Here is a 22,791-nt window from a genome sequence, read left to right as displayed (position 1 = left end):
TCGAAATCATAACCGTAGTAGTGAAGAAATCCCTTGCTGGATCAATAACTTTACATTATATGTTCTCCAAAACGCGGATACTTAGCACCTCAGATTCCTTGAGTTCATCAATGCCAGATTCTGGTAAAGTGAGCACTGCGATGGTGTCGCCTAAAGCATTGAATACTTCAAGTGAATATCCATCTGCAGTATGTTTGGAAGGATGGAAATCAATCACTGTGGCGATATCTCCTTTTTTGAGATTTTTTTCTAGAATATCAGAAAGTAAAACCACTTCTTGATATAGTTTAAATTTCATATTGTTCTTTTTTTATGATCCGGGTACATCGTTATAAATTTTGTTCTGTTGGTTTCACGCTCTTCCATTCCTGGTCCTATTATTTCACCCTTCACCTCAAATAATTGACCGTAGGGTGTCATATCAGTTGCGACTGCTTTTATGCCCGAGAGTTGCTCTTTTAAATCTTGTTTTAATATATGCCAGATTTCAAGTTTATATCCTGCTTGTGCCAACCATCTTGATTTATCATTCCTTTTTTTGGGGACGTTTTATTTTATCAGGTGAAATAATAGCATTTTCTATACTCAACATAGTCCTCTGTAATATACCAATTTTCGAGTAAAAAGTTAATGCAAATGTCAGATATTTGCCAAAGTAATTGCTTCCCAAGCCCGCAATGAGGACAATCATATGAGGGGTAATGAATACCAGCTTCAGCAATTGGGATATGAAAAGGAAAAGTCTGGGAAACCAGATCGCTATAGATACCGTGCTTGATTACAATGATGTGCCTGAAATTGCGCTAATGATCCTTCGTAATCATACCGGGGGAAGTGAAGAGATCCCTTTCCCGATTAATGCAGATAAAAAACAAGAGTGGATGGGGTTTTATAATTTTTGATTGTATGTTGGTACGCCTCCCTATTTCGTGACGGGAGGTAAACTTCGCTATTGGTTATTGGTACGCTTCGCAGATGGTCGTTGATCCCGAAGGACTTGCCACAGCCTGCCACGCCTTAGCGTGGCCACTTCGTGATTCACTAAAACAGAGATTTTCCCAAAGTGATCTCTTTGGGGCAAACAACTATGGGATTGTTGTTGTTTTCCTACCCTATTGATTGAGTGCAGTTTTTAGCAAAAGAGTTATATTGGAAATAAAATAAATCGGAAATGACAGTCAAACTGCAACTACATTAAATGATTGAAAAGCCTCCTTTCAAGTATTCAGCTTAAGCACACTGGAAAACTATATGATTCATTATCAGATGAACAAAAAAAGGAGCTCAGCTTGTCATAGGAAGAAAGTTTTGATGACGAAAATCTGTTGAATCATGATGATGTAAAGACAGAATTTTCTGAATGGCTTTAAAAATAAGATGGAGTAAACGGGTTAAAATAAGTTTTAATACAAACCTTATTTGTTTAGCGAGTTTTGGCCCGGTGGTTTAGCCCTTAATAACGTCGCTGTTAAGGGGATGCCCATTATTGTTTTGTCTTTCCAACCCCGCCATCCCCAACGAGTCAGAGATTTTTGGCGGGCAGTATATCTTACACTTATTCCTATCCAATAAAAATTGCTCCTAATACTAAAAAAACTTTGATGGTAATTCTTAACTAGCAAAGTCAGAAAGCGACCAGATAAACCCTCGTACAAGCCCCAAATTTCATGCGGGGCAAGCTGGCTTTAGCCGCCTACCGCGTTCGCTGAAGATTTAGCGATGGTGCAATGGCCGAAAGGCCATTCCTTCAACCTAATTCAAATTCCTCTTTTAACATAAAGATATGGAGAACTCCTCCATTCCTGATCTACCCCGGCATTTATCGGATTCAAGATAATGTTGGTATATACAAATATGAAAAAGATAAGGAATGTAGCAGGAAAAATGATGTAGAGATGGTATAATTTCATTCTCAAGGAATGAAATTATCGGCAGCTAAAGCAGCCGCTACTGGGGGTGTAGTGGGTTTTGACAACTTTCGTGGTGTGTCATTTTTAAGCGACGGGGCAAAACACGCCTATAATTCCACTATCTCGAACGCCAAACCCATACTACAATCCTATTGTATTTAGAATTACATTTTGGGAACAAACGAAAGAAGTTTTTCTCAGGAAATCATTTGCTAATACCAAAGCCTCCCGAAGATCATGCAAATTAACGCAGAAGGTGTACTAACTTGGCAGGATATTACCATGGCGACTGCAGGCCGTCATTTTAGCATCGAAACACTTCGTGGCCTGAATGTTTTTCTGCGAAAATTAGCGAAATCAGCGGGAAATACAACTAATAGCTATTTCGTGCATTATTCCCGTCCCTCCTCAGACCGATGTTCGACTCACTTGTCTACCTTGAATGAAGGAAATCGCTGCACTCGAGGAAGGCGAGTGTCCATCAGCTGAATATTATTCCTTCTTATAACTCACCACTTACCCCTCCTCACTCAACCTCTTCACTAACCCGTCAAAATCCCTTTTAAAATCCTCATATTCTGAGGTGGCCGGACCATAAAATCCCGTATGCACATAACGGATCTTATTCTCCCGGTCAAATACGATCAGGGTGGGATACGCCCGGATCCCGTCAATAAACTGAACCAATTCGGACTCTTTTGCCGACTGGATCGGCCCACCGTAGACCACGGGCCAATCAATGTTCATTTGCGAAACAAACGTTCGAAGTACTTCGAGGGACTTGATCCGATCTTCGTACCGTTCAAAAGCCAGCGAGACGATTTCGATCGGCAGTTCCGGACTGTTTTCTTTCCACTCCCGGAGAAACCGCGCTTCATCGTGGCAGTTGGGGCACCAGCTGCCCATGATTTCCAGGATCTTGATTTTACCCGTGTATGGTGGTTTTTGAAAATCCAGGGGTTGACCGTCGATGGTTGTCGCTTGCCAGTGGACCGGTTGATCTGTGACGGCTGAAGTCAGTGATTCTGGTGATCGAAGTGTGGCGTCCGGATCCCGATCTGCACTCCAGGTCGTCCGAAAATGATTGCCCGAATAAAAAGCCCCTAAAATACGGTCTTTATCGATGATTTTACCTTCGTATAAGTAAGCCTGAGCGCCATTGAACGAAGAAAGAAACCATTCATCGCCGGACACATTTCCTGACGCAAATCGATAGTCCCCCGTTTCCGTCGATATATTGCCTTCCAGATCGGTGCCGTCCTGTAGAAATTCACCGATGGCGGGGTATTCGTCTTCAGTCTCTTCGCTAAAAACCATCGCCCATTTACCGGTCACATCAGCGAGAGGTTTTTCCGGCACATCGGTAAATCGGAAAGGTTGGCCCAGGTAGGCTTTAAATGGTACGGAATAATTCTTTTTATAATCAACAAACCAATGTCCTTCCATGACACCTGCTTCAACTTTGGCTTTGATGTGGGTGTCATAAATGGGGAAGTTAAGATGAAGCAGGCCGGTTTCGCCGGAAATGTTGTGTTCATAGGTATACGATGGAATAGGTATTCGTTCGGCACCGTTGATCAGAAAAAATTGCATCGAGTCCGGTTCGGGATAGGTTACCTCAAAGTTAAATGGCAATACTCCGGTGGGGGTCTTGGAAAAGTCAAATTCAGTATCGGTATCCGTATGTTCGGGGTGGGGTGGGAGTGTGGCTTGATCCCGCAGATCGAGTAGGCCCCTCCAGGTCCCCGGGGCAACCATGGTATAGGTTTGGCCCAATTCCAGACAGGACTGCATGCTGCCCAAAATCAGCACGGCGAATAGATATATCGTAATTTTTTTCATATCAATTTTTCTACTAATGCACCAAATCATAAATATCAAACACTACTGATGGCTTCTTTTTCACCATATCTTCATCATCCAAATCCTTATTTAGCTATGGCTAGATGCGGTTTAACTACTTCAATATGTCAAAAAATAATCTTTTCAATAGTTTTGTTTTACTTATGATTCGGCACACTAGTGGTTCAAGAACGAATCCCGGTGTTTATCGGCGGGTGCAAAAATAGATGAAGTATGTTAAATGCAACGACCTGTCAGAAAATTAACAACTTCTTGCTAAATCCTCACGAAAATTTGAACATTGTAGATCATCATAAGTTTAATGGTCATTGAATAATTTCATGCATCACTTTAAAATTTATTTTGACTGAATGAACACATCAGCTGTAGAGTATGATTTGATTATTGTAGGAGGTGGACCGATCGGTCTGACCTGCGCGATCGAAGCAGAGAAAAAGGGGATATCTTATATCGTCCTGGAGAAGGGAACCTTGGTGGACTCCCTGTATCATTTTCCGACCAATATGACTTTTTTTTCCACGTCCGCCCTGCTGGAGATCGGTGATGTTCCATTTATTTCCCATTCCGATAAACCGACCCGTCGGGAGGCTCTCGAATATTTTCGCCGTGTCCAGGAAGCCTGGGATCTTAATATTCGGTTTTATGAAGAGGTCACAGCTATCGAAAAAAATGGTGAGTTGTTTTCGATCACTACTCCCAAAAGGAATTACAAAAGTTCCTACGTCATCGTAGCCACCGGATTTTATGGCCAGCCCAAGTTAATGGATGTACCCGGGGAAGAATTGGATAAAGTGCGTCATTATTATCAGGAAGCGCACCCCTATCTGGGGCAAAAAGTACTGGTGGTCGGTGCAGCCAACAGTGCCTGTGATGTAGCCCTGGAATTATTTCATAAAGGCGCGGACGTGACAATGGTTGTCCGGGGGGAAGGGATCAATCCCCGGGTCAAATACTGGATCCGTCCGAATATAGAAAATCGGATCAAAGAGGGTTCCATTAAAGCCTATTTCAAGTCCCAAATTCTGCGAATAGAAGAAGATCAGGTGCTCATTCAGACACCCGAAGGCCAGAAGATCATACCCAATGACTATGTGCTCGCCATGACCGGGTATGTTCCGGATTATCCATTTCTGGACAAAATTGGAATTTTACGAAATGATCAGGAACCCGGCAAACCACAGGTCGATCCCGAGACCCTTGAAAGCAATATCGAGAATCTTTTCCTGGCTGGTGTGATCGTCGCCGGCGATCGGACGAGTACCTTGTTTATAGAAAATTCCCGGGTTCACGCCGAAATTATTATGGAACAGATAAAGAAAAAGGAAAAAGTCCTGCAAGCGTAAGATTGGCACAATTTATGATTGCTGTAACCCCATGAAAAGGGATGAAATTAACCAGCAATTTATACAGGTCAGTAAGACCGATGAGAAAACCGGAGTGCAGTATCATACCAGGCCATTGGCCTTCAAAAATGGGGTACTATATCTAGAACTTACCCTGTCACGGAATCAAAAGTATGAGAAATCGTATCGACAAATGGCGATTCAGTCTGCGGTATATTATCGTAAATCCAATTATGGATTTGAAGCGGCACTGGCTGCAAAGATCAGTATCTATACACGAAACGATGATGCCGGTGTTGAATTGACCGATTCGACCGGACATTCTTTGGATTCGATCGTGGGCATCATGTTTCAAGATGGAATATTGAATTAGGGCGCTGCGCTGTTGGGACGTTGCGCTTTTGGGATGCTACGCTGTTAGGACGCTTCGCTTTGTGACACTGGCGCGCTTCCCACCAGATTTGTGACATTGAATAAGGTCACCAAGCCAAGATTTCACCGATGTTACTGCGGGTGGTGGCGGAAGAAAGCTGTGGCGGAAGCCAGCAGGGTGAGCGAGGTGGCTTACGCCTGACCAGCCTGGCTTGGGCACTGCCACGTGGTTAAACGCCATCCGGCTGAAGCCAGACAAATGCTCCACACTGGAGACCGTAGTGAACGATGGCGAGACCTTCTGATAACAAGGTGTTGAATCTGATTCGCGCGCACTCTGTGACCGCTCTGCGGTAAAAAGCACTTTATGATCCGTTTGCTAATAAACTGGGACCGCTCTGCGGTCTTGTTTTCTGGGTTAATCCAGGGTTTTAAAAAGCGGCATGCTGTGTAGATCGAAACGGCCCGCGGCTATGCCGGCGTTTTTCTGCAAGATACGAAGTATCGGGGAGAAAAATGAGGTATAGCTGCTGTTGGGCGTCCGTAGCGACCGGGAGGGAGATGCGGACATGCCCAGACGGCGTGGCACCGCGGGCCGTTGATGCGCAGTGCCGACCGGAGGGAGGTATTGCGCATCAACTACGCTCTATGAATAATTAATATTGCGTAGGACTTGAAAAAGAGCCATAGGCTCGATGCATGTGGTAGCCACCGGTTTTAACCGGTGGGATGGTAGGTTTATAATCATTTGAGAGCCATAGGCTCGGAATATTTCGGCACCAACTGGTCAGAGAATTTTAGCGGGCAGTATATCTTATTTCCAGCCAATAACAAATGCCCGAAATACCTCAAAAGAACTACAACGATCATTCTTAACGTCCAAAGCCAGAAAACGACCAGATAAACCCTCGTATGAGTCCCAAATTCCATGCGGGGCAGGCTTGCTTTAGCCGCCTACCGCGTTCGCTGAAGCTTTAGCGGTGGCGCAATGACCAACAGGCCATTCCTTCAACCTAATTCAAATCCTTCTTTTAACAAAGAAAGTGGCACCAGGAGGTGCCCGGTGAGGAAGCCAGTTTTTATAGGCTGTTTATAGACTCATGGTCAATTAATGAAATATGTGAGGACGATAGGAATGTAAAAGGAATAATGGTGTTGAGATGGTATAATTTCATTCCTTGAGAATGAAATTATCGGCAGCTAAAGCAGCCGGTACGGGGGGGGACGGGTTTTGACAACTTTTATGGACGTTCATTATTATGCGAGGGGGGGTATATCAAACAACTAAAAAGGGTCATTCTTTACATCCCAAGCCAGAATATAATCTGATTAACCCTTCTACTTTTGAATTGAATCTTGAAAACCAGAATGGTGTTGTTGGACCTCACTGTTAAATAATCAGCGATAAAATACATTTAGTATTATAAATTATGACGGAATGATTTTCTTGGGAGGTAAACTTCGCTGTTGGGTGTTGGGGTGCTTAACAATGAAACATGAATTTTGCTTTTTATTGGTGCGGTTTATCTGACTTCAAAATCCAAATAATAGTACCTTTGTCACATTATTGAATACCTTAAAAATTAATGGTGTATGGCGCAATCCAATACAGAATCTGTCATTCGAGAGATCACAAGCCAGTTTTTACCTTCGGCCGAATGGCACTCTTATGAATCGATTCCAACGGGACACATCAATCGGACCTATCGCGTGAAAGTCATTCACTCCGGGGCGGAGAAGGACTTTCTGCTCCAGAATCTCAACACGAATGTCTTTACACGCCCCTTCGCAGTGACTCATAACATCGTTCGATGTGCTTCATTTCTTCAGGAACAATGCCCGAATTATCCTTACGAAATACTGACTCCGGTCCCACATGCCCAAAGTGGAGCATACCTGGTGACCACGGATCAACAAGCCTGGCGGATGTTTCACTTCGTGGACGATGCGCGCTCGCTTGATCAAGTCACAAACCAGCATGAAGCGGGGATGATTGGAGAGGCATTCGGTACGTTTTTGAGTTACATCAATCAAGATGATCCTCAAAATTACAAGATTACGATACCCGATTTTCACAATTTTACGAAAAGATACCAAGGCTTTAAAAGCTACCTGGCCGAACGGAAGCCGATTGAGAATGAGGTGGCTCGTTTTCTTGTTGCCCGGATCGATGACTATGCGGATGTTTTTCTGGATCAGGAAACGATGGATTTTCCTTCGCGGGTGATTCATCACGACACCAAGGCCAATAATGTATTGTTGGATCGCCAAACCGGTTCCCCCAAATGTATCATCGATTTGGACACGTTGATGCCAGGGGATATTTTTTCGGACTTTGGAGATCTGATGCGCACGGTATTGAATCCCTATGAAGAAGATAAATTTCCTGAAAATGGCCGATTGGTCCCGGATGATATGATAGATTCATTATTTAATGGGTTTAAAAATCCTCTTAGTCAGCTGCTTACGAATGCTGAAATCAAATATTTGATTAAGGGTGGAAAAAAAATTACCTTGTTGCAAGTTCTGCGCTTTTTGGAAGATGAACTTAAAGGGGATGTGTATTATCAAGTAGACTATCAGGGACACAATCTTGATCGTGCATTAAGTCAGATGTATCTGTTCGAAAGAATGGAGAAAGAAGGCCTGGAACAGTTGGTTTAAAATGAGATGTGTATGAAATAATGGATTGAAAAAAGAAATATATGAACATCTTTAATATATTTGCCTCGCAAATATTGAGCTGTTTTATATATCTCAAGACCAAAACGAAACTATGAACCTACTTTTATCTCGACATTTACAACTCATGTTGTTGTTTGTATTTGGTACGGGTGTGCTGCTTCACGGGCAAAATGCGACCGAATCGAATACAACTATCTTTATTTATTCCGATCTGAACAATAATGGAACCAAAGAAGTCGACGAACCTTATCTGCCCGGCTTCTCGGTGACTGCAACGGGGTTCGATGGGCAACCCATTGCTTTTTCAGAAGACCAGGATGGGGTCTTCCAGGGACATGTGCCCCGGCGAGCCCGAGTGGTCGTAGATGGTTACAATAGTGAACATCAGGAGGGAAACGCGGAAATGGGAGCTTCTGCCTCTGTTTTTTTTGCCGAACCAGGCACCAGTGATATGGTGAATTATTATGTCGCGATTTCCAGCGGACCAAATATTGATGTCGACAATCAAAGTATCATCCTTCCTTGTTATGAAGGCGGACCGGCAGAAGGTCGGGATGGACCTGCCTTGATTGAGTACGGATTTATGCATGATGGTGTCATCGAAAAACTCGGAGGAGATGCACCGAATCCCAATATGTTGGCTTCCATTCAGGAAGTTGGAGCTACGTGGGGATTGGGTATGCACCAACAAGCACAAAAAATATATACCAGTGCCTTAGTAAAACGACACGTTGGATTGGGGCCGATGGGTATTGGCGGGCTCTACCAATATGATCTGGCAAATGGGAGCTTAGCCTCTTTTGATTTACAGGGTCTGCCTACAGTTAATGGTGGTGCACTCAACTTCGGAAGTATCCAGAGGAATGTAGTTCCCGGGGACATCCAACACGATGGTTCGGATAATTTCGCTCTGACCATGAAAGATATGGTGGCCACCTATGATATTGATGTATTTGATAAAGTGGGAAAAGCGGGAATTGGTGACATCGATGTGTCCGAGGATGGGAATACGCTTTGGGTAGTGAATCTTTATGACCGTTCATTGGTTGCGATCGATGTATCTTCCGGGGAGCCTGATTTTAATTCGATTCGGTCTTATCCTATAATGGATCAATCTGGATTGCCTGACCTCAGCTTTCCATTTATTCAGAACTTGAATGCCGGCGGACAGGGAATTGGTGGTGCTGAAGCATTTACGGATCTTAATAAAGTCGCCTGGGAGCGTAATAAATACAGCGATGGAGGGGAAGCTGGCAGTGTGGAGAATGTAATAACCAACACGATGAATTCCACAGAAGGAACGACGGAACCGATACTTTATCGTAGTTTTCGACAGGGAAGTGCTTTTTCTTACAGAATTCCAGTATTCTATGATGGTTCATACACGGTACGACTCCACTTTGCGGAAATTGATGCCCAGTTTGGTCCGGGACCCAACCAAAGACTGTTTAATGTCGATGCGGAGGGTGTGAATAAGCTATCAAATTTTGATATATTTTCGGAAGCAGGTGACTTGTACAAAGCGCACGTAGAAGAGTTTGAAGTAGTCGTAAATGATGGGGTACTTGATTTGTCCTTTAACGGCCAGTTGGTCGGGAATGAATTGTCCGAAGCACTCATCGCCGGAATCCAGGTCATCGGAAACCCCCAAAACAAGGTTTTGTCCGGGGAATTGAGGCCCTGGGGTATTGCCTTTCACGAAGGACGTGGTTATTTGGGCTTGGTTTCCGATGGGTCGATCACAAAGCTTAAAGATCATTTGTTTGGTTATGTTGTTTCCTTCGATCCCGAGAATATCGCGGGAGGATTTAATATAGAGCTTGAGTTTCCCTTAAGTTATCCTCGAGAACGCAGTTCTTATGCAGATTCTCATAAAGCTCGGCCACTTCGTACTTCCGTGTGGGAAGCCTGGGTCGATACCTGGGAAGAAACCGGGATCGAATTAGCAGCCGATAAGGACACGATGAACTTGTCATACCCACAACCCATTATCTCGGACATTGATTTTGATGACCAGGGACATATGATAGTAGGAGTCATGGGACGGTGGGCGCATCAGGTCGGATTTATGAATTACCCGCCGATACCGGGAAAGCAAGTTTACCTGATTGGTTATGCATCTGGAGATATTCTGAAAGCAGTACCCTCTTCCACACAAGGTGGTAATAGCTTTGAGATTGAGACTGACAACAACGACACTATTCCCTATTATTCCAATTTGGATGGACCAAGTTATAATGGAGAATTCTTTTATGAAGATTACTTTGATTCAGATCGAGCGCACCACGGCGAGATTTTTACAGGCGGACTAGGAGTCATGCCCGGTCGGAATGAGGTGGTTTTAACGGTCTTTAATCCGATCTTAACCAATGGTAATAATAATTTTGAATACAATGGGGTCTATACCCAGGGTACTCATGTATACTCGACCACAGATGGCAGTAAACAGCGTGCCAGCCTTTTTGTCGATCAGTATCAATTTGGGAAAGCAAACGGATTGGGCGATATTGAGTTTTATTATAACCTTCCGGATAATAATATAGGGAACTATGTATGGTGTGATGGCAATGGGGATGGCATACAAGATGCAAATGAAAAAGGGATTCCGGGCGTCAAGTTGTACTTGATTCAGGTGGATGAAGAACAGGGGAACCAACTTGTAGATTCCACCATGACGGATTCAGCGGGACTGTACCTGTTTGAGAATTTAAAACGCACAGAGCGATACATTGTAAAAATCGACCTTAACCAAACGGCACTAGATGGTTTTCAACGGAAAGCTTCACCGGCTTTTCAGGGGGATGATCCCCGAATCAATTCCGACGGTATCGACACTTTGATTCCTGGATGTGTGATCGCAGAGGTCAATTATCCGGATATGCTGTATGATTATACTTATGATTTTGGCTTACTTGGACCAGAGTCCCGGGATGTGACCCGAACCTTGTGTCTGGAGCCGGGGATGACGACAGCTGGATTTGACTTGTGTGAGATTGACAGCGCAGTTCGCATGCCAGGAGTTCAGAATACCATTGTGGAATACTATCATTCTGAAGAAGATGCAGTAGCAGGATCAAACCCAGTGTCCCGGACAGGGCAATGCGGGTACGAGACTGCGGGCGACACGTTGTATGCGAAGACATTTATTGCGGGGGATTCGCTGTGTTATTCTTTGTCCACAGTCCAGTTGGTGGTATCCAACCCGGAAACGGATATTGTATTGGAAGAATTGGCCTGTCTGGGCGAGGCGATCGATCTGGAAGCAATGATTGATCTGAATCAGGATAGTTTGATGGTATTTACCAGTGCGTCCAGAGAACCGGGCGACATGATCGCTAATATAAATAGCTTTGTGCCTGAGCAGTTCCCGGTGATCCTGTATTTTAAGGCAACTTTTGCGCAAGATTGCAATGCTTTTGGTTCGTTGATACTCAATGAAGTTCCATCCTTTGAGATTGCGTTGAATGATCAAGCGAGTATATGTGAAGGAGAACTGTTTTATTTTAGTGATTTGAACGTGTCTTTTCCATCAGGGGGTGCTGCCATTGATCAGTTGTACTGGACTACAAACGGAACTGGGCGATTCAGTTCGGGGTCAAGATTCTCCCAAGCGCAGTCTTATACACCCTCGGAGCAAGATATCCAAAGAGGATTTATTGAATTTTCCTTAAATGCATCGAACTTCTGCTATACTGAAGAACGGACTGTATATGTCAATATCATCACGGATAGGGATGTACGAATTGAATGTCTTCCGGCGGATACGGTCTACTGTTTTGATCCTCGCATAAGCGATCCTTATCACCCCGACTTCCCTGGCCCCACCGCGGTGTTAGGGTGTGACCGGGAATTAACTCCCACACTGAATTTTGTGGATATTGACATGGATCATTGTGATTCTGCGGGTGATGTTTCATCCCGGATTATCCGCCATTGGGAATTTAGTTACAAAGATATTTACAGTTCTTTCTGCAGCGATACCATTGTGGTGTTTCGATTGCCTAAACTGACTCCTGATGCATTTGTCGGGTCTTCGGAAGATACCTTTTACTGTGAAATCGAACCCATCCCGCATTCCGGGGAGCTTCTGAAACACTATGCCGCCTGGAAGCAACCTGTTGGCTTACATGATTATGAATTGCCGCATTCCAAGTTAAATGGAGTCACCTATGAATTACCACAAACGGTTATTGAAGCCGGACTGCAAAATGCCTGGCAACAGGGGGAGCTTGTTTTTCAAAAATATTTAGAATGCGTTATTTTACGTAAAAACGATGGGACTGAAGTTACGATTGGTGATATTGTATCGGGACGGTACATGAGAAACCTGACCGGAACCGCCAGTTCGCAGCAGTTGGGCTATGGCTTTTTGCAATCTTTGATCGACGGACATGACAATCCGGTGAATATCACCTTACCGGGAGTGGCTTATAATTACTACCCTTATTTGTTGCTTGAATCTGGAGATTTAATTCTATCGGAAGGAGGAACGTTTGCAAAAGTGGATCGAAATTGGTTCTATAATGGTCACGGCAACAATCCCTATTGGTTCTCAGGAGGCTGGCCTTCTATCTATGCGAACGGCCAGTGTGTTTCCTATTGTGATGGTGGATCGCATGCTGATTTTGACTGCATACTTATCAAGATTCCATCCCTGGGAAGTGTGACTGGTACCGGTCCGGAAAGTTGTGATACGATATGCCTCACTGATGTTGGTGATCTTTGTGGTATAACTATAGAGCGGGAGGAGCAGCCGGCATGGGCTGGTGAATGTCCTAAAACCCGCGGGCGAACGACACGAATCGTACAGACTTGCTGGACGGATAGACCAAACAGTTGTGTGGAGGATTTGACAGCTGAAGAGGTTGATTTGGTAGCTTCCTACGATAGTACAGGTAAAAATATAGAAATAACACTGAGCCAGTGGCAAACCCTTATTGACACGATGGGGCCGATTTTTGATTTTTGCTATGCGACCGATTGGGACCAGGAAAGAATTAAGACATCGATTCGGAGTGGTGTAATTGATCGTGCCGCCCTGGAATGGGAAAGAAATAATCCAACGATTTACCAGACCCGGGACCACAGCTGCGATGCAGCGGTTCTTGTGCCGGATGTGCAGGTTATAGATGATTGTAGTGGGATTCATTCTGTGAAAGCAATGGTCGATGTAAAAGGAGGAACCCGAGCAGTAGCGATGGAGCTAACGGCGACGGAGTTAAAAATCTTGGCAAACGGTGACACTTGTACTGTGTATACTTATTCCCATACTTCAGACCCCATTATCATACCTATGGGGAACTCTAAGCAAGAAGTGAAAGAAGTGCGCTATGAAGCCGCAGATAATTGTTGGAATCAAAGTACCTGGAGTAAGTTTATTCGTGTGGTGGACAGAGTACCTCCCACGGTGGTGGCCAATACTACGCTGGAATTTACCTTACAATCTAAAAAAGGGTGGATGAATGCGATTGATATAGATGAAGGCAGCTGGGATAACTGCGGGGATTTACTGGTCCTTGGACGGCGGGTTGATTGGGATGAATTTTGTGTGGATTTGTGTACGGACAAGATCGCTCATGTCACGACGCTTGAAGAACTGAATAACATCGATCCATTGAGTGTACTGGATAGTGGCGAGATCGAACTGTATTACCGAAAAATGATCGAATGGCTGGAGGATGATGAAGCATGTGGAGATCGTGTAGTGGAAGGATGGATTGACGGGATCCGTGCGCACTGGGCGAGCCATTGTGGTCCCAAAGACGAACACGGCAATCCTTTGATTGAGGTCCCACAGCATCATCTTGGTGGCGGGTGGTCCAAGCGGATCCCATTTGGTTGTGAAGATGCGTGCCAGACCGTTCAAGTTGAACTGCTGGTGATGGACCAATGGTGCAATTACAGCATCAGCCGGGCTACCATATATATCCGGGAAGATGTACCTGCCAAAAAGCTGGTTGACCTGGATGACATCACCATCACTTGCGATGCCTATGCAAAGTACTACAAACCTGTACTAGATCTGGCTATTCAAAGTGGAAGTAGTGATCAGGATGAGACCGTATTTAAACATCTGGATAATCTGCTTGGCGGATACCAGGCTGTGTGGGAAAATGAAAAAGGAGAACCTGTCCATATGAATGGCGAAGTGCTGCCGACCGCATTTAGCGTGGTCAATACGGTGTGTACGGACTCTGTCAAAGAGATTCGCTATCAGGATACAGCCCATGATAATACCATCGTATGGAGGACGCGAAACGTACCGGTAACTATCCTCGAGGACGTGTCGGAGGCTTATACCCGGGGGTATATCGGTGTCAATTGTGGTGCAGAAATTACTCAGGACATCTGGCCCGATCTAAATGATTGCGGCGTAGGGACCATCATGCGTAAGTTCCATGTGACCACCGGATGTGGCGATCATAAAATCACAAAAACCTATACGCAGAATATTACCATAGAAGCTACATGCACACTTCGAAAGCAAATGATATCCTGGCCGGATGACACACAGGTATGTATGAATCTGACATATGATGCAAATGGAAATGCCAATCTACCGGTGAGCCTGGTGGGGAAAGCAGAGTACACCTTCCCGGAAGGATGTCGCATGATGGCCATTGGCTATGATGATCAGGTGCATGATGTGATTGGTAATCCGAATATGAAGAAAGTAGTTCGAACCTACCGGGTTATGGATTGGTGCAGTGGTGAAACACTCGAACATGAACAGATTGTGGTGGTCAATAACAATTGCAGCACGGACGGAAGCACGATGACTTTTGCTGGTACGATTGTCGATCCCAATGAAAATTTTATTCAGGGAGTAACCTTGAATATGCAATCCCGACCGACTCAAAAATCATCCTACTTTGTAGAAGATGGAAAATATTTCATGAACATCGATGAGAATCCTGAAATCGTCTACCTGGACAAAGAGAGCTCTTACAGGAATGGCGTTTCCACGCTTGATGTGATTTTACTTCAACGGTATCTTAACAATCCATCCGTATTTGCCAATCCTTATCAAAAGGTAGCTGCGGATGTGAATAACAATGGGTTGATAGAAAGAATGGATTTGGCTGAGATCAGAAATCTCGTTTTAGGCAAACAGAATGCTTTTGTGCAGGTCAGACCCTGGCGATTTGTGGATAAATCTACCTTGAAGGCTTACTCGCGAATAGAAACTTCGTCCACCTATCAGGAGAATAATTGGGTCGGTGTCAAGATGGGGGATGTAAACTTTGATTCGGATTACCTCATTCGAACAACCAGCCGGAATCGTCAGGTAGTACTTCCTGTAGTACTTGAGAAATCAACCGATGTTAATGGGCATACTCGGTTGGTCGTAAAGATGACAGAATCAATCCGGTTGGCTGGATTCCAATTGTCATTGGATATGAATGCTATAGAGCATTGGTCGATCCATGATAAGTCTGTATTAAATATCACAGATGACCATTGGTCCCGAGATGGAAACCATATTATCATATCGTGGAATAGTGTGACACATGATCAAAGGCTAGAACGGGATGATGTTTTATTGTCGTTTGACCTTGGCAAGGGCACCAAAGAATTTAACCTGGACGATGTGACATTGAATGCTGGCTTTGATTCAGAAATTTATACACCAGAACTCAAAAAACGACCGATAGCGTTGAAATATGAGTCAGAATCAAAAGAGCTTCAGGTACTACTCTTCCCGAACCCTGCGGAGTATTATCAAACTTTTGAATTTTCATCACCGGAGACTTCCGATGCTCTAATCAGTATCCAATCGATCGATGGAAAGGAAATAGAATCTTTTGAGGTACAACTTCAGGCCGGAGAAACGATCTATCATCACAATTTGACCGATAGGTATACATCAGGAATGTATGTATACCAGATCCGAACTCATGACCAGGTCGTGACGGGACGGTTTGAAGTGATACGGTAAGAGCGAGGAGAAGTTCAATATCGAGAGACTGAGCTTTCTAAGATCAGTCTAAATTGCTATTTTTGCAAAAAAATAAGAAATGGGTGATTCATTAAAATATGAAAAGCGAGGGGTCTCTGCCTCAAAAGCGGAGGTGCATGAAGCCATAAAACATCTGGATAAGGGCTTATATCCGAATGCTTTTTGTAAGATTCTTCCGGATTATCTGGTCGGTGATGATCGGTATTGCAACATTATGCACTCCGATACAGCCGGGACGAAAACCAGCCTGGCTTACCTGAAATACAAAGAGACCGGCGATGCCAGTGTCTGGCGAGGGATCGCCCAGGACGCGCTGGTCATGAATATTGATGACATGGCCTGCGTAGGTGCTTTGGATAATATCGTCGTTTCTTCCACCATCGGACGAAATAAGAGTCTGATTCCAGGCGAAGTTATTAGGGAGATCATTGATTTTTTTGAAGAATTTACGGATCAATTAAAACCTTATAATATCGGCATTCATTTGGCTGGCGGAGAGACGGCTGATGTGGGAGATATCGTTCGAACAATTGATGTAGGATATACCACTTTTGCCCGGATGAAGAGGGAAAATGTCATTGTCAATCACATCAAGCCCGGTGATGTCATCGTCGGGTTTGCTTCCTATGGTCATGCGACCTATGAAAACGCCTACAACGGCGGACTGGGCAGCAATGGACTGACTTCGGCAAGGCATGATATTCTGGATGCTTACTACGGTGAGAAATACCCTGAATCCAGAGATCCCAATGTTGATTCTCAGTACCAGTACGTTGGAAGTAAGCGGCTGGATGATGTGGTTCAAATCGATGGTAAAGAGTATTTGATAGGTGACATAATGCTTTCTCCAACAAGAACATATGCGCCACTGATTAAAGCTATTGTTGATGAATTGCCCATCCATGTCAATGGGATGATTCATTGTACAGGTGGTGGGCAAAGCAAAGTCCTTCACTTTGCGGATCAAGTACAGATCGTGAAAAATAATTTGTTGCCACTGCCGCCTGTATTCCAATTGATCGAAAACGAATCGGGGTTGCCCAGAAAAGAAATGTACCAAATTTTTAATATGGGGCACCGGCTGGAAATTTATACTGATGAGGCATCGGCTCGTCGCATGATAGAAATAGCGGAAGACTTCCATATCGATGCACAGGTGATCGGCCATGTGGAAAAAGCACAGGGACCATCCCGTGTTACTGTCACTGACGATCAAGGTACTTATCATCTACTGGGGTGATATGACCAATAACGATCAACAGGATAAGATAACATCCTATGCACAAGCGGAGGCATTTATTATGAATGCTTTGCCCATGTTCCAACATGTCGGCCGGAAAGCGCTGGATACCTATGATCTGGAAAAAGTTTCCAATTTTTTGGCGTATCTGGGGAATCCCCAGGACCGGTTTCGATCGATACATATTGCCGGAACAAATGGCAAAGGCTCGGTAGCACATATGTTGGCTGCTGTTTATCAAAAGAATGACTTCAAAACCGGTTTGTTCACTTCACCGCATCTGCTATCGTACCGGGAACGCATGAAGGTTAACGGTGACCTGATTGACGAAGAATCCGTGTTGGCCTGGGTCCAGAGACATTATGATTATTTGCGGACCAGTCACCTTTCTTTTTTTGAAATGAGCATGGGACTGGCATGTTGCTGGTTTGCGGATCAGGAGGTGGATATTGTCCTTATGGAAACCGGTCTGGGCGGTCGGTTGGACGCGACCAATGTAATCACACCGCTATTGGCTATTATTACCAATATCGATTATGATCATCAGGATATTCTCGGAGATAGTCTCGAATTAATAGCTCATGAGAAAGCAGGAATCATTAAAAAGAATCGTCCGACCGTATTGGGGAATGTAGACCCCAAACTTTACCCGGTCTTTGAGAAGATAGCAGATGAAAAAGAATCTAAGTTGATTTATTCAGATCGATCACTGATCCTCCGTTCTGAGGACACACACGACGGGATAGTGTATCACCTTCAGAAAAACGTTTTACCGGGTTCAAAGATTGAACTTCCCAACAAAGCAGAATACCACCGGTACAACCTCAATACAGTATTGCATGCGTTACACATATTGAAGGAAAATAAGGAATTGCCCTTGAAATCAACAGCAGCTAAATCCGGGTTGGAAAACTTTATTCGTTTGACAGGGTTTAGAGGACGGTATGAGGTGATCCATGGTTCGCCGTTGATTATCGCTGATGCAGCACATAATCCGGCAGGCTTAAGGTATTTCGAACGCTTTTTTAAAAATAATAGTGTACATTTGCACATTGTTTTAGGATTGGTCAAAGGGAAGAATTTAGAGGAGACTTTTTCCGTGTTACCTGATCATGCCACGTATTATTTTTGTGCGGCAAATGTTCCTAGAGCAATGGATTCTAATGTATTGCAGTTTGAGGCTCAGAAATATGGCCTTAATGGAGAAACATGGCCATCGGTACAGCGTGCCATTAATGAAATTATTTTAAATGCGAATAAAGAGGATATCGGCCTAGTCATGGGCAGTATATATCTTCTTGAAGAAATTTTATGATATGGATATATTTAGCAGAATTGTAAATCAGCCAGGTCCACTGGGAAAGTATGCAGACTTTGGTGAAGGTTATTTTGTATTTCCCGAACTCGAAGGTGATATCGGTTCCCGAATGACGTTTAATGGACGCGAAGTAGTCGTATGGAGTGTCAACAATTATCTGGGATTGGCCAATCATCCCGAAGTGCGTAAAGCCGATGCCCAATCGGTCAAAGACTGGGGACTGGCTTATCCGATGGGATCTCGGTTGATGTCCGGTCAAACCAGCCAACACGCCAAACTCGAGAAGGAACTTGCAGATTTTGTTGGTAAGGAATCTGCGTTCTTAGTCAACTTTGGCTACCAGTCCATGGTGTCTGCTATCGACGCGCTTCTAAGCCGAAGAGATGTAGCGATCTATGATGACGGTTCTCATGCCTGCATCGTGGATGGGGTGCGATTGCATGTTGGTAAACGATTTGCTTACCAGCATAATGATATCGATAACCTGGTGACACAGTTAGAACGAGCAACAGCGATTACTGAAAAAACGGGTGGTGGAATCCTCGTTATTACAGAAGGTGTTTTTGGTATGCAAGGCGAACAAGGCCGGATCAAGGAAATATTGGAATTGAAAGAACGGTATGACTTCCGAATATTGGTGGACGATGCGCATGGTTTTGGAACGATCGGTAAAACCGGTGCCGGCGTGGGCGAGGAGCAAGGCGTGACGGAGGGAATTGATCTTTACTTCTCTACTTTTGCCAAATCGATGGCTGGAATCGGCGCCTTTTTTGCTGCAGATAAAGAAGTAATCCGATATCTGAAGTACAATGCCCGGTCTCAGGTATTTGCTAAATCATTGCCCATGGGCTATGTCGAAGGAGGCCTCAAACGACTGGAATTGATTCGTAAACATCCTGAGCTTAAAGAGAAATTGTGGGATATCGTGAATCAACTGCAATCCGGGTTGCGAGATCGCGGATACAATCTGGGAAATACAGAGAGCTGTGTGACACCGGTATTTATGAAAGGCGATACCATGGAAGCATGTGCGATGGTAAAAGATCTGAGAGAAGAGCATGGTATATTTTGTTCGATCGTGGTTTATCCTGTCGTACCGAAGGGTGTGATCTTACTTCGTCTTATTCCAACTGCTGCACACACGTCTGAAGACGTGGAACTCACGCTGGATGCCTTTGATGCAGTCAAGGAAAAATTAGATAAAGGTGAGTATAAGGGTAAAATGACTGTTTGATCTAATGTGTAAATGTCTTATTTGTAAATAATTATATATTTTCAAATGATATATTAAAATGTTTATGGTATAACATATCGAGATTGTACAATTTTATTATTACTTTCATAGTAAGTTAAAATTGTCTCAATATGGAAATGAACTTTTACGCACCATTTTTCACCACATTATCTCTAATTTTTTTACTGGGTTCACCTTTGCAAGCCGAGGAGGCGCCTTGGGGTCCCAAAATTATTAAGCTTGGAGATGTCACCATCAGTTGCGAGGCATATGAAAAGTATTACCGGGATATCGTAGAGGACGCGGCGAAAAACAATTCACCGAAATGGAATGCAGCGGCAAAATCCCGACTCGATGAGGCCTTTGGAACCTATAAAACAGGGTGGATTAGAAACTCCACGTACATCATCGATAAATATGGCAAAAAGCTGCCTACACATCACCCTGTGAAGGACATTGAATGTGTAACCAAGTACAAATCAGGAAGCTACACAACTCAGGGACATGGTTCCGGGTACAATGACTGGGATCAAAAGGGATACCACTACACGGAAAAGAAACATGTCACCGATAAAGTACGACTTGGGTATGTCGATGATTGTAAGATTATGGTTACCCAGGATATCTGGCCGGAACTGGGAAAATGCGGAACCGGAACCATTATCCGGAATTTCTCCATCGGAGTATGGTGTGGCAATCGTGATTATACACTAAAACTGACCCAAAAAATCCATGTTGTTCCGTCCTGTTCATTTTCTAAGAAAATGCTCAATATTCCCGATGTTCAGTGGATGTGTGCACCGATCAAGTACGAAGACAACAACCATGTAAAGCTGGCTGATTATATCAAACCGGTGACCTTGTATGGGGGCTGGGAATCTTCTTGTCATTCTTCCAAAGTTTATGTTTCGTATTATGACAAAGTATATACTATGATTCAGGAACATCGTAAATATGTGGTCATACGAACATGGGTGTTTTCAGATCAATGCACGGGAAAGAAAATAGAAGCTGAGCAAAAGATTATGGTCGATGGCTTGTGTAGAGACGATGAACCGGATAAGCCAGACAAACCTGATAAACCTGATGAACCCGATCCGCCAGCCAATGATACGGTTCAGTACAAGGAGTTGTTGACGTTAGATGACATCTTTATTTCCTATGAATCTTATCAGAATACCTACCAGGATGTCGTCGAGTTGGCTTTGGAGAACTATCGCAAAGGCAATGTCGCTTTATCTTCAGAACTTTTAAATGCGGTTTTTGGTCGATATCAAATTAAAGCGGACACTGTAAATATTGACAGTTTGACCGTATATACCATGGATTGCAATGACGGAAACCCGATTGATACTACGTTTATGTTGAGCAATGGTGTGATACAGTCCGATTGTCCGGAGAACCTGAAAATAACTCAAAAGCTCCGTGAAGAATATACAGAATGTGGGGCCAAAGGACTATTGCGTCAGTTTATAGTGGAGTCCCAATGTGACACGGTCGTCATGACGGATACGTTTACGCAACGAATTGTTTTTAGCCCAACTTGTGCACTTACAGCGGATGTATTTGATGTACCTGTTGACACGCTATTGTGTGGTACATTGGAAAAAGATGAGAATAACCGCATTACATTGCCAGTCAACGACCAACCCATATACCTCGGTGATTCTACACGACAATTTGAGGTAGATTACAAGTTCTTTGTGTCCTATTCCAGTGAAGATCCGTACCGCACTGATGTGAGTCGAGTCTGGACTTTTACCGATACGTGCCACGAAGAAACCACCATGCTGACACAAAATCTGATTCTCATGGATACATGTGGAGCAGAATTGGTACAAGGTTACTCTAGGGCGATCGTACAAACCGTTGCCAAAGAGAATATTGAATGGGGGATTTCGGATGAAGTCCGTGAGAAAATCAACAGCGAAGAAATTCAGGTGTCACAATCTGAACTTAACGCTTATCCGAATCCATTTACACATAACCTCCAACTAAATCTTGATCTCCAACAAAAAGGACCAGTGGAGATACGCGTGTTGAATAGCCAGGGAGCGTTTTTATCCCGGCATCATTTTGATCTGGAAATTGGTAAACAGCGGATTGATTTGTCAGGTGATATTTTCAATGTTTCCGGTATGTATATACTTCAGGTAATTTCTGGGGACCGAATGGATCATATTCGAGTGATTTATCAGTCTAATTGATTGATGGTTGATAGGGCATAGAAGTGCATTTGAATCGGTAATGACTGTGGTAAGGTTCTGAAGTTTGGCGTCAGTTCATGGGGATTGGCATGTAGCTTAACTTTACTGGAATGCGTTGATGTGCGGTGGTATTGTTTGTGGTTTGGTTCCTGAGACTGGAGTCGGTTCATAGGATTTAGCGTATAGTTTAACTTTTATGGTTATGCTGATGTGAGGTGGTATGGTTTGTGGTTTGGTTCTTTAGTCTGGAGTCGGTTCATAGGATTTAGCGTATAGTTTAACTTTTATGGTTATGCTGATGTGCGGTGGAATGGTTTTTGGTTTGGTTCTTGAGTCTGGAGTCGGTTCATAGGATTTAGCGTATAGTTTAACTTTTATGGTTATGCTGATGTGCGGTGGTATGGTTTGTGGTTTGGTACTTGAGTTTGGAGTTAGGTCATGAGATTTGGCGCACAGCTTGTGCTGATTGTGAGGTGGTATTTTTTGGGACTGTCAAGTAGTTTGTGTATTTGTGGAGTTCAAGAAGACTTTCCAAAAAATTTTGTGTTGAGCGGAATTGATCTGATTTTGTGAGTCTAAAAACTTTATACTATGAAAGATCAAACTCAAAAATTACTCGATGAATTGGTCAATCAGATTGCAGACAAGGATGAACTTGC

Annotated in this window: 11 protein-coding genes and 1 pseudogene; 9 read left to right on the top strand and 3 right to left on the bottom strand. The window is 43.8% G+C overall.

Annotated elements, in window-relative coordinates; all coding sequences use genetic code 11:
- Nucleotides 1-55: 55 nt before the first annotated feature.
- Together KUV50_RS17770 and KUV50_RS17765 are read right to left on the bottom strand one after the other, a co-directional pair.
- Nucleotides 56-298 carry a DUF4926 domain-containing protein gene (locus tag KUV50_RS17770; protein WP_222581542.1) on the bottom strand — a complete coding sequence of 81 codons (243 nt, stop codon included), beginning with the start codon at nt 296-298 and terminating at the stop codon, nt 56-58.
- A pseudogene (locus KUV50_RS17765) lies at nt 295-519 on the bottom strand (hypothetical protein); the annotation flags it as partial. The gene KUV50_RS17770 and the pseudogene KUV50_RS17765, both read right to left, overlap by 4 nt.
- A gap of 209 nt (nt 520-728) precedes the next feature.
- On the opposite strand from KUV50_RS17765, the gene KUV50_RS17760 reads away from it, so the two are divergent.
- Nucleotides 729-902 (top strand): hypothetical protein, encoded by a 174-nt coding sequence (locus KUV50_RS17760; RefSeq protein ID WP_222581539.1) that lies wholly within the window; start codon nt 729-731, stop codon nt 900-902.
- A 1,524-nt stretch (nt 903-2,426) separates the two neighbouring features.
- On the opposite strand, the gene KUV50_RS17755 is transcribed toward KUV50_RS17760, so the two are convergent.
- A complete protein-coding gene (locus KUV50_RS17755) occupies nt 2,427-3,752 on the bottom strand; it encodes a TlpA family protein disulfide reductase (protein ID WP_222581538.1) in 1,326 nt (441 codons plus the stop codon).
- A gap of 371 nt (nt 3,753-4,123) precedes the next feature.
- Between KUV50_RS17755 and KUV50_RS17750 the strand changes: the two genes are divergently transcribed.
- The 8 genes from KUV50_RS17750 (at nt 4,124) to KUV50_RS17715 (ending at nt 22,132) form a co-directional block, all read left to right on the top strand.
- Nucleotides 4,124-5,116: a YpdA family putative bacillithiol disulfide reductase gene (locus KUV50_RS17750; RefSeq protein WP_222581537.1), complete on the top strand. Its 993-nt coding sequence runs from the start codon at nt 4,124-4,126 to the stop codon at nt 5,114-5,116.
- Between the two features lie 31 nt (nt 5,117-5,147).
- Nucleotides 5,148-5,489 carry a hypothetical protein gene (locus tag KUV50_RS17745; RefSeq protein WP_222581536.1) on the top strand — a complete coding sequence of 114 codons (342 nt, stop codon included), beginning with the start codon at nt 5,148-5,150 and terminating at the stop codon, nt 5,487-5,489.
- 1,592 nt (nt 5,490-7,081) lie between these two features.
- Nucleotides 7,082-8,152, top strand: coding sequence for an aminoglycoside phosphotransferase family protein (locus KUV50_RS17740; protein ID WP_222581535.1), 1,071 nt, complete (start codon nt 7,082-7,084; stop codon nt 8,150-8,152).
- Nucleotides 8,153-8,264: 112 nt separating this feature from the next.
- A complete protein-coding gene (locus tag KUV50_RS17735) occupies nt 8,265-16,112 on the top strand; it encodes a malectin domain-containing carbohydrate-binding protein (protein ID WP_222581534.1) in 7,848 nt (2,615 codons plus the stop codon).
- A gap of 79 nt (nt 16,113-16,191) precedes the next feature.
- Nucleotides 16,192-17,373 carry an AIR synthase related protein gene (locus KUV50_RS17730; RefSeq protein ID WP_222581533.1) on the top strand — a complete coding sequence of 394 codons (1,182 nt, stop codon included), beginning with the start codon at nt 16,192-16,194 and terminating at the stop codon, nt 17,371-17,373.
- Nucleotide 17,374: 1 nt separating this feature from the next.
- Nucleotides 17,375-18,688 (top strand): bifunctional folylpolyglutamate synthase/dihydrofolate synthase, encoded by a 1,314-nt coding sequence (locus tag KUV50_RS17725; RefSeq protein WP_222581532.1) that lies wholly within the window; start codon nt 17,375-17,377, stop codon nt 18,686-18,688.
- A 1-nt stretch (nt 18,689) separates the two neighbouring features.
- On the top strand, nt 18,690-19,925 hold the full coding sequence (locus KUV50_RS17720; protein ID WP_222581531.1) for an aminotransferase class I/II-fold pyridoxal phosphate-dependent enzyme: 1,236 nt from the start codon (nt 18,690-18,692) through the stop codon (nt 19,923-19,925).
- A 131-nt stretch (nt 19,926-20,056) separates the two neighbouring features.
- A complete protein-coding gene (locus KUV50_RS17715) occupies nt 20,057-22,132 on the top strand; it encodes a T9SS type A sorting domain-containing protein (RefSeq protein WP_222581530.1) in 2,076 nt (691 codons plus the stop codon).
- Nucleotides 22,133-22,791 lie beyond the last annotated feature (659 nt).

The organism is Membranihabitans marinus (genome assembly GCF_019802045.1).
In the GTDB taxonomy this organism is placed as follows: Bacteria; Bacteroidota; Bacteroidia; order Chitinophagales; family Saprospiraceae; genus Membranihabitans; species Membranihabitans marinus_A.
The sequence above is the reverse complement of the archived record's forward strand: the minus strand, read 5'-3'. Positions and strand labels throughout refer to the sequence as shown.

What these genes read in the sequence shown, in the direction of transcription:
- KUV50_RS17770 (WP_222581542.1), bottom strand. Translation starts at nt 298, where the DNA reads ATGAAATTTAAACTATATCAAGAAGTGGTTTTACTTTCTGATATTCTA.
- KUV50_RS17760 (WP_222581539.1), top strand. Translation starts at nt 729, where the DNA reads ATGAAAAGGAAAAGTCTGGGAAACCAGATCGCTATAGATACCGTGCTT.
- KUV50_RS17755 (WP_222581538.1), bottom strand. Translation starts at nt 3,752, where the DNA reads ATGAAAAAAATTACGATATATCTATTCGCCGTGCTGATTTTGGGCAGC.
- KUV50_RS17750 (WP_222581537.1), top strand. Translation starts at nt 4,124, where the DNA reads ATGAACACATCAGCTGTAGAGTATGATTTGATTATTGTAGGAGGTGGA.
- KUV50_RS17745 (WP_222581536.1), top strand. Translation starts at nt 5,148, where the DNA reads ATGAAAAGGGATGAAATTAACCAGCAATTTATACAGGTCAGTAAGACC.
- KUV50_RS17740 (WP_222581535.1), top strand. Translation starts at nt 7,082, where the DNA reads ATGGCGCAATCCAATACAGAATCTGTCATTCGAGAGATCACAAGCCAG.
- KUV50_RS17735 (WP_222581534.1), top strand. Translation starts at nt 8,265, where the DNA reads ATGAACCTACTTTTATCTCGACATTTACAACTCATGTTGTTGTTTGTA.
- KUV50_RS17730 (WP_222581533.1), top strand. Translation starts at nt 16,192, where the DNA reads ATGGGTGATTCATTAAAATATGAAAAGCGAGGGGTCTCTGCCTCAAAA.
- KUV50_RS17725 (WP_222581532.1), top strand. Translation starts at nt 17,375, where the DNA reads ATGACCAATAACGATCAACAGGATAAGATAACATCCTATGCACAAGCG.
- KUV50_RS17720 (WP_222581531.1), top strand. Translation starts at nt 18,690, where the DNA reads ATGGATATATTTAGCAGAATTGTAAATCAGCCAGGTCCACTGGGAAAG.
- KUV50_RS17715 (WP_222581530.1), top strand. Translation starts at nt 20,057, where the DNA reads ATGGAAATGAACTTTTACGCACCATTTTTCACCACATTATCTCTAATT.